Source organism: Streptomyces sp. NPDC037242, assembly GCF_055604165.1.
Genome location: NZ_JBVJUY010000018.1, coordinates 154,155 through 162,992 on the forward strand (window position 1 = coordinate 154,155; position 8,838 = coordinate 162,992).

Annotated in this window: 7 protein-coding genes; 4 read left to right on the plus strand and 3 right to left on the minus strand. The window is 74.0% G+C overall.

What is annotated here, in order from left to right; all coding sequences use genetic code 11:
- Nucleotides 1-12 precede the first annotated feature (12 nt).
- Complete coding sequence (locus tag ACZ7GJ_RS22415; protein ID WP_470754073.1) at nucleotides 13-927, minus strand: sugar phosphate isomerase/epimerase family protein; 915 nt, start codon at nucleotides 925-927, stop codon at nucleotides 13-15.
- A 101-nt stretch (nucleotides 928-1,028) separates the two neighbouring features.
- Between ACZ7GJ_RS22415 and iolC the strand changes: the two genes are divergently transcribed.
- From iolC to ACZ7GJ_RS22435, 4 genes are read left to right on the plus strand one after another with little or no spacing between them, the layout of a single operon-like run.
- A complete protein-coding gene (gene iolC, locus ACZ7GJ_RS22420) occupies nucleotides 1,029-1,952 on the plus strand; it encodes a 5-dehydro-2-deoxygluconokinase (RefSeq protein ID WP_470754087.1) in 924 nt (307 codons plus the stop codon).
- A gap of 7 nt (nucleotides 1,953-1,959) precedes the next feature.
- On the plus strand, nucleotides 1,960-2,781 hold the full coding sequence (iolB, locus tag ACZ7GJ_RS22425; protein WP_470754089.1) for a 5-deoxy-glucuronate isomerase: 822 nt from the start codon (nucleotides 1,960-1,962) through the stop codon (nucleotides 2,779-2,781).
- A complete protein-coding gene (gene iolD, locus ACZ7GJ_RS22430) occupies nucleotides 2,778-4,652 on the plus strand; it encodes a 3D-(3,5/4)-trihydroxycyclohexane-1,2-dione acylhydrolase (decyclizing) (RefSeq protein ID WP_470754074.1) in 1,875 nt (624 codons plus the stop codon). Before iolB ends, iolD begins: the two co-directional genes overlap by 4 nt.
- A gap of 12 nt (nucleotides 4,653-4,664) precedes the next feature.
- Nucleotides 4,665-6,164 carry a CoA-acylating methylmalonate-semialdehyde dehydrogenase gene (locus ACZ7GJ_RS22435; RefSeq protein ID WP_470754075.1) on the plus strand — a complete coding sequence of 500 codons (1,500 nt, stop codon included), beginning with the start codon at nucleotides 4,665-4,667 and terminating at the stop codon, nucleotides 6,162-6,164.
- Nucleotides 6,165-6,232: 68 nt separating this feature from the next.
- Here the strand turns inward: ACZ7GJ_RS22435 and ACZ7GJ_RS22440 are convergent, their stop codons facing one another.
- Nucleotides 6,233-7,600, minus strand: a complete 1,368-nt coding sequence (locus ACZ7GJ_RS22440; protein ID WP_470754077.1) for a hypothetical protein — start codon at nucleotides 7,598-7,600, stop codon at nucleotides 6,233-6,235.
- Between the two features lie 61 nt (nucleotides 7,601-7,661).
- Nucleotides 7,662-8,720, minus strand: coding sequence for a WxL protein peptidoglycan domain-containing protein (locus ACZ7GJ_RS22445; protein WP_470754078.1), 1,059 nt, complete (start codon nucleotides 8,718-8,720; stop codon nucleotides 7,662-7,664).
- Nucleotides 8,721-8,838: the final 118 nt, after the last annotated feature.

Sequence of the window (8,838 nt, forward strand, 5' to 3'; positions counted from 1 at the left end):
CCCAGACAGTGGTCAGCGGGCGCCGCAGGAGCGCAGATAGGCGCGGGTGCGCCGGGCGATCGGCAGCGGCCGGTCGGGCGGGCAGGGGTACATGTCCTGCTCCACGATGGCGAACAGTTCCACACCGAGCCGCTGGGCGGCCGCCAGTACGGGCTCCAGCGCGGGCACGCCCGCCGGCGGTTCGCACATCACCCCGCGCGCCACCGCAGGCCCGAAGGGCACCTGTCCGGCGACCACCTCGGCGAGGATCCGCGGGTCCACCTGCTTGAGGTGGAGATAGCCGATCCGCTCGGCGAAGGTCTCGACCGCCTCGACGCTGTCGCCCCCGCAGTAGGCGTAGTGCCCCGTGTCCAGGCACAGGGAGACCAGCTCGGGGTCGGTGGCGTCGAGGAACCGGGCCACGTTCGCCGGGGTGTCGATGTGGGTGTCGGCATGGGGGTGGACGACGATCCGCAGCCCGTACCGGTCCCGTACCTCCCGGCCCAGGCGCTCGGTCTGCGTGGTCAGTTCACGCCATTGCCCGGGCGTGAGGGTGCGGTCCTCCAACACCTCGCCCGTCTTGTCGTCCCGCCAGAAGGAGGGGATCACGACGAGGTGCTGCGCCCCCATGGCCCGGGTGAGCGCCGCGATCCGCGACACGTGGTCCCAGGTGTCCTCCCACACGGCGGGCCCGTGATGGAGTCCGGTGAAGACGGTGCCCGCGGACACGCGCAGGCCGCGCCCGGCGGTCTCGTCGGCGAGGCGGGCGGGATCGGTGGGGAGGTATCCGTAGGGGCCGAGTTCGATCCACTCGTACCCGGCGTCCGCGACCTCGTCCAGGAACCGCTCCCAGGGAGTCTGCCGGGGGTCGTCGGGGAACCAGACACCCCAGGAGTCCGGTGCCGAGCCGATGCGGATACGGGTCAACGCGGGCGGAGAGGACGTCATGCGGCCACCTTAGGGTGCGAGGCTCAAGGTCACGGGGAAGACCGATCGGGAGGAGTGGTGTGCTGGTGACTACGGATCCGTTGGCGTTCGACCTGATCACGATGGGGCGGATCGGGGTGGATCTCTACCCCTTGAAAACGGGCGTACCGCTCGCGGAGGCGGACACCTTCGGGAAGTTCCTGGGCGGCTCCCCGGCGAACGTCGCGGTCGCGGCGGCCCGGCTGGGGCGGCGGACGGCGCTGATCACCCGGACCGGGGCAGACCCCTTCGGGGCGTATCTCCGGTCGGAGCTGCGCGGGTTCGGGGTGGACGACCGGTGGGCCGGGGAGGTGCCCGGCCTGCCCACGCCGCTGACCTTCTGCGAGATCTTCCCGCCGGACGACTTCCCGCTGTACTTCTACCGCTTCCCCAAGGCACCCGACCTGGAGATCACGGCCGGGGAGGTGGACCTGGACGCGGTGCGCGCGGCACGCGTGTTCTGGATGACGGGAACGGGCCTGAGCGCGGAGCCCTCGCGGGCCGCGACGCTGGCGGCACTGGAGGCCCGGGCCAAGTCCGGGACCACCGTCTTCGACCTGGACTGGCGGCCGATGCTGTGGTCCGGGGAACCCGGGCAGTGGTACGAGCGGGCGCTGGCGCACGCGACGGTGGCCGTCGGCAACGCGGAGGAATGCGCCCTCGCCACCGGGGAGTCGGAGCCGTACGCGGCGGCGCGCGCGCTGCTCGCGGCGGGCGTCGAGCTGGCGGTGGTCAAGCGCGGGCCGCAGGGCGTGCTGGCCGTCCACCGCGACGGGACGGTGGCGCAGGTCCCGCCGGTGCCGGTGACCGTCGTCAACGGCCTCGGCGCCGGGGACGCCTTCGGCGGCGCCCTGTGCCACGGGCTGATCGCGGGCTGGGAACTGGGGCGGACCATCGAGTACGCCAACGCGGCCGGGGCGATCGTCGCCTCGCGGCTGGCGTGCTCGACGGCGATGCCGTTCGCGCACGAGGTGGAGGAGGTGCTGGGCCGTGCCGGTGGTGTCTGAGTGGGAGATGGCCTTCACCCGGCTGCGGGTGCTGTCCCTGGAGCCGGGGGAGGATTACGCGCACGAGTGCGGGGACGCCGAGTGGATCGTGCTCCCGCTGTCGGGCGCGTGCGAGGTCAGCTGCCGGGGCGCTGCCCCCGGCGACGCACCGGAGGTCTTCGAACTGCACGGCCGGACGGGGGTGTTCGATGCCGTCACCGACTTCGCGTACGTGCCGCGCGACGCGCGGGCGCAGATCCGGTCCGCCGCCGGCGGGCGGTTCGCGCTCGCGGGGGCCCGGTGCGACGAGCGGCTCGCGGCCCGGTACGGGCCCGCGGCCGGCGTTCCCGTCGAGCTGCGCGGCGCCGCGCAGTGCTCCCGGCAGGTCAACAACTTCGCTGCCGCCGGGGTGTTCGCCTGCGACCGGCTCATCGCCGTCGAGGTGCTCACCCCCGGCGGGAACTGGTCCTCGTACCCGCCCCACAAGCACGACGAGCACCACCCCGGCGAGGAGTCCCGGCTGGAGGAGATCTACTGGTTCGAGATCGCCCCGCACGGGGACACGCCCGGAGTCGGCTATCAGCGTGTCAGCCCGTCCCCGGCCGGGAAGACCGACATCCTCACCGAGGTGGGGACCGGTGACGCGGTGCTCATCCCGGACGGCTGGCACGGACCGTCCATCGCGGCCCCCGGCCACGACATGTACTACCTCAATGTGATGGCCGGCCCGGACCGGACGCGGGAGTGGCTGATCCGCGACCACCCCGACCACGGCTGGATCCGGTCCACCTGGCCCGGCCAGGACATCGACCCCCGGCTGCCCTTCCACCGCACGGAGGACCCCCAGTGAGGCTCACCGTGGCGCAGGCGCTCGTACGCTTCCTCGCCCGCCAGTACACCGAACGCGACGGGCACCGCCGCCGCCTCGTCACCGCGACCTGGGGAATCTTCGGCCACGGGAACGTCGCCGGGATCGGGCAGGCCCTCCTGGAGGCGGGCGGCGAGGAGATGCCCTTCCTCCAGGGGCGCAACGAGCAGGCCATGGTGCACGCCGCCGTCGGGTACGCCCGCCAGTGCGGGCGGCTCTCCGCCCACGCCGTCACCACCTCCATCGGACCCGGCGCCACCAACCTCGTGACCGGCGCCGCCCTCGCCACCGTCAACCGGATCCCGGTGCTCCTGCTCCCGGGGGACACCTTCGCCACCCGGCCCGCCGATCCGGTGCTCCAGCAGCTGGAGGTCCCGTACGCCGGGGACGTGTCCGTCAACGACGCCCTGCGCCCGGTCTCCCGGTACTTCGACCGGATCACCCGTCCCGAGGCCCTGGTCCCCGCCGCCCTCCAGGCCGTGCGGGTGCTCACCGACCCCGTGCAGACCGGCGCCGTCACCCTCGCGCTGCCGCAGGACGTACAGGCCGAGGCGTACGACTGGCCTGAGGAGTTCTTCGCCGAGCGGGTCTGGGGCGTACGCCGGCCCAGGCCCGACCGCCGGGAGCTCGCCGAGGCCGCCGAGGCCGTACGGGGCTCCGCGCGGCCCCTGATCATCGCCGGCGGCGGGATCCGGCACAGCGGCGCGCAGGCCGCCCTGGCGGCATTCGCCGACGCCACCGGCATCCCGGTGGCGTCCACGCAGGCGGGCAAGGGCGCGCTCCGCCACGACCACCCCGCCGACGTGGGCGGGATCGGGCACACGGGCAGCGCCACTGCCGACGGCCTGGCCCGCGAGGCCGACCTCGTCATCGCCGCCGGGACCCGGCTGACGGACTTCACCACCGCCTCGGCGACCCTGTTCCGCAACCCCGCGGTGCGCTTCGTCGGCCTCAATCTCGACCCGTACGACGCGCACAAGCTGGCCGCCCGCCCCCTGGTCGCCGATGCGGCCGAGGCGCTCGCAGAACTCCTGGGCGCCGTCGCCGGGTACCGGGTGGACCCGGCCTACGAGGCGGCCTACACCTCGGCGAAGGCGGACTGGGAGGCCCGCGTCGACCGGGCGTACGCCGTCCCCGACGAGGACGAGGACGCCCCGCCGACGCAGGCGCAGGTGCTCGGGCTGCTGGACGCCGTCGTCGACGACACCGACATCCTGATCAACGCCGCCGGCTCCCTCCCCGGCGACCTGCACAAGCTGTGGCGCCCGCGCTCGCCCGACCAGTACCACGTCGAGTACGGCTACTCCTGCATGGGCTACGAGATCCCCGCCGCGATCGGGGTGGCCCTGGCCGCGCCCGGCCGGCCGGTGTGGGCGCTGGTCGGCGACGGGACGTACCTGATGAACCCGACCGAGATCGTCACGGCGGTCCAGGAGGGCCTCCCCGTCAGGCTGGTCATCCTCGACAACCACGGCTACGCCTCGATCGGAGGCCTGTCCGGGGCCGTGGGCGGCGAGGGCTTCGGCACCGCGTACCGCTTCCGGGCGGCGGACGGCTCGTACGCCGGGGAGCCGCTGCCCGTGGACCTCGCCGCCAACGCGGCCTCCCTCGGGATGGCTGTGATCCGTACCCGCACCATCGGTGACCTGCGCAAAGCCCTCTCGGAGGCGCGCGCGGCGGACCGTCCCACATGTGTCTACGCACAGACCCGAACACCCGACACTGTGTCGGGCCCACCCCCGGCACAGGCGTGGTGGGATGTTCCTGTGGCCGAGACCGCGACCCGTGCGTCGGCGGTGCGAGCCCGCGAAGAGTACGACCGGCAAGCCGCGCAGCGACGTCGCCATCTGTGAAGGAGCAAGGCAATGAAGACCGTCAACCACTGGATCGGTGGCAAGACCGTCGAGGGCGCGTCGGGCAACTACGGCCCGGTCACCGACCCGGCCACCGGCGAGGTCACCACGCAGGTCGCGCTCGCCTCGGCCGCCGAGGTGGACGCCGCCGTACAGGTCGCCAAGGAGGCCTTCGAGAGCTGGGGCCAGTCCTCGCTGGCCGCCCGCACCAAGGTGCTGTTCGCCTACCGCGCCCTGCTGGACGCCAACCGCGACGCCATCGCCGAACTGATCACCGCCGAGCACGGCAAGGTGCACTCCGACGCGCTGGGCGAGGTCGCGCGCGGCCTGGAGATCGTCGAGCTGGCCTGCGGGATCACCGTGCAGCTCAAGGGCGAGCTGTCGACGTCCGTCTCCAGCCGGGTGGACGTCTCCTCCATCCGCCAGCCGATCGGCGTGGTCGCGGGCATCACCCCGTTCAACTTCCCGGCGATGGTCCCGATGTGGATGTTCCCGCTGGCCGTGGCCTGCGGAAACACCTTCATCCTCAAGCCGAGCGAGAAGGACCCGTCGGCCGCCAACAAGCTGGCCGAGCTGATGACCGAGGCCGGCCTGCCGGCGGGCGTGCTGAACGTCGTCCACGGCGACAAGGTCGCGGTGGACGCGCTGCTCGCGCACCCCGACATCGCGGCCGTCTCCTTCGTCGGCTCCACGCCGATCGCCCGCCACATCCACACCACCGCCGCCGCCAACGGCAAGCGCGTCCAGGCCCTGGGCGGCGCCAAGAACCACATGCTGGTCCTCCCGGACGCCGACCTGGACGCGGCCGCCGACGCGGCGGTCTCGGCCGCCTACGGCTCGGCCGGCGAGCGCTGCATGGCGATCTCCGCCGTCGTGGCCGTCGGGTCCATCGCCGACACCCTCGTCGAGAAGATCCGCGAGCGCGCCGAGAAGATCAAGGTCGGCCCCGGCAACGACCCGACCTCCGAGATGGGCCCGCTGATCACCGCCGCCCACCGCGACAAGGTCGCCTCGTACGTGAAGGGCGCGGCCGCGCAGGGCGCGGACGTGGTCCTCGACGGCACCGGCTACACGGTGGAGGGCAAGGAGAACGGCCACTGGATCGGCCTGTCGCTGCTCGACAACGTCAAGACCGACTCCGACGCCTACCGCGACGAGATCTTCGGCCCGGTCCTGTGCGTGCTGCGCACCGAGACCTACGAGGAGGGCGTGGCGCTCATCAACGCCTCGCCGTTCGGCAACGGCACCGCCATCTTCACCCGCGACGGCGGCGCCGCCCGCCGCTTCCAGCTGGAGATCCAGGCGGGCATGGTCGGCGTCAACGTCCCGATCCCGGTGCCGGTGGGCTACCACTCCTTCGGTGGCTGGAAGGACTCGCTCTTCGGCGACCACCACATCTACGGCAACGACGGCATCCACTTCTACACCCGCGGCAAGGTCGTCACGACCCGCTGGCCGGACCCGTCCGACGCCCCGGCCGGCGTGGACCTGGGCTTCCCGCGCAACCACTGATCCCTTCCTGACCCGCCGACCGCTCGCCCCCCGCAACCCTCACGCGGGGGGCGAGTGCGTCTACCGGGTCAGAGCAGGGACCAGACGTCCTGCGCGGCCGTGGCGGACCAGACCGCGTCGCCGTGGCCGTAGCCCGGGACGACCGAGTACGCGACGCGCTTGTTGCCGGCCGCGCGGATCAGCTCCGGGCCGCGCGGGTGGTCGCCGCGGCCCAGCTCGGTGTTGACCCAGACCACCTCGGCGCCGATCCGGCCCCAGTCGATCCGGTACGTCCTCTCGTCGCCCGCCCAGACCGCGGCCAGGTCCCGCATCAGGGACGTCGGGAGCAGGCCGCTGCCCAGTGCGGCGGTCGCCGCGTGCCAGGTCGCCAGCGTGGTGTGGGCCAGGGTGAACCGGTCCTCGGCCGGGGCCGCGCCGAAGGAGTAACTCCCCGCGCTGTGGCCCCGGGTGTAGATCCAGTTCGCCGCGCCGGGCAGTACGGAGGTGCGGATCAGCGCGAAGTGGGCCAGCCCGGCGTTGGTGAAGCGCTGCGCGGGGTCCGGCGGCCACGGTACGGGCGAGGCGCCGCCCGGGTCGGAGACGGCCCGGGCGACCAGCCCGGCCAGCCCCGGGTCCACCGCGTAGGTACCGCGGGCGAGGAGCCCGGCGTACACGTCCCGCGTCTGGGCCGCCCGTACGGCCAGATCGCCCGTGTACGGCCCGGTCGTGTCCAGGACCACCACCCGCCGCAGCCGCGCGGAGCCGTCGTGCGAGGCCGCGTCCAGCGCGAGGGCGCCGCCGGCGGAGTGCCCGGCGTACTGGTACGGCAGCCGCAGTACGGAGTCCAGCGCGCCCACCACCTTGGCCAGATCCCGGCGGTGCGCGGCGAGGCCCCGGTCGGCGGTGATGTCGGCGGCCTGCGCGGCGTCCTCGCGCGGGGTCACGCCGACGACCAACAGGCCCTGGCGGCGCAGCTCGTGGGCGAGGTTGTGGTCGCCGGGTCCGCCCGGGGTGAAGAAGTCGGCGCCGAAGTTCAGCCCGCCGCCGGGCAGCAGGTACGCGATCCCGCGCGGCGGCCGCGCCGTGTCCGCGACCACGTCCACGGTGACGGGGGCCGGGCCGCCGTCGGCGAGCGGGAGGGTGAGGCGTATCCAGCCGTCGCCGGGCAGGTAGACGGCGGTGCCGGTGCCGAGCGTCCGCTCGATGCGGGTCAGCAGGCCCGCGCCCTTGGTCGCGGAGCGGGCCGGGCCGAGGGCCTGGTCGGGCGCCGGGCCGAGCGCCGGGCCGGGCGTCCCGAGGGCCGCCGGTCCCGGCCCCGCGGCGTGCGCCCCTTCGGCGGCGCCGAGGGCGAGGGCCGCCGCTCCGGCCAGTCCCCCGGCGAGCACCACCCGCCGGTCGGGACGGGCGCGGTCGCGGGCCGGCTGGTCGGGCCGGCCTTCGCTGTGCTGGTGTTCCATGGCTGGTGCCTCCCCGTAGCGGTGATGGCCGGATGCCACCACCCGGAGACACCCTCGCGGGTCAGCGGGCCCCAGCCAAGTCCGGTGCGGGTTCCGCTTCTTCGGCCCCGGCGCGGCGCCGCACGCGCAGCACCCAGAGGGCGATCGCGGCGCCCGCCAGCACCAGGACGGCGCCCAGGGCGGGCCACGGAACGGCCAGGAAATCAGCCTCCGAGCCGGAATCGAGGCCGGGGTGGAGCGACGCCCCGGCCGAGACCCTGACGGTGACCCAGTCCAACTGAGGCGCGTCCGCCCAGTCCTCGGTCAGCTCGATGCGCTGGCCGGGCAGCAGCACCAGCTTCAGCTCGCGGGCCGGCCGGTCCAGCACCGTGCGCCCGAACAGCCCCTCGGCGGTGACCCGCACCTTCGGCTCGACGACCACGTTGCCGCGGTTGACCAGGGTGTAGGTGACCTTGGCGCGGGCGTCCTTCACCCAGGGCAGCAGCGGAGCCGCACGGTCGACCCGTACGTCCTCCACGCTCAGCCCCGGGGTCACCGGCCCGGGGACGCGGAAGTAGAGCCGGGCCCCCACCGAGCGCTTCACCCCGACCTGGACCTTGCCCTCCTTCTGCACCCCCTCCACGGCGGTGTTGAGGGCGACGATCCCGCCCACGTGGTCGCCGGGCGTGGCGTCCGCCGGGACCTTCACGGTGAACGGGATGTCCTTGCGGCCCTTGGGCGGCACGGTGACCGTCGTCGCGGCCTCCGGCGCCAGCGCGATCCAGGTTCCGACGTCCTTGGGCGCGGTCTCCACCGGCAGCAGCGCGAAGGCGCCGCCCACCGGGGTGTTCACGGCATCGGTGGCGAAGACCTGGAACGTCAGCTCCTTGTCGGAGGAGTTCAGGATCGTCGCGCTGTCGGTGATGGTGCCGCCCGCCTCGCCCTGGTGGAAGAAGTACGCGCGGTCGGTCATCTGCGCACCGGCCGGCGGTGTCGGGAAGACGCCCCAGGTGCCGTTGTCCGCGGCCGCGGCGGGGCCGGCGGAGAGGAGGCCCGCGCCCAGGAGGAGCAGGCCGGCGAGCAGGCCGTACAGAGCGCTGCGAGTGCGGATGCGGCTACGGGTGCGGAGGCGGGTGCGCATGGGCGGTTCTCCAGACGGGGCGGACAGGGGGAAGGGTGGTGGGGGGGGGGGGGGGGGGGGGAAAGAGGGGGGGGGGGGGGGGGGGGGGGAGGAGAGGGGGGGGGGGGGGGGGGGGGTT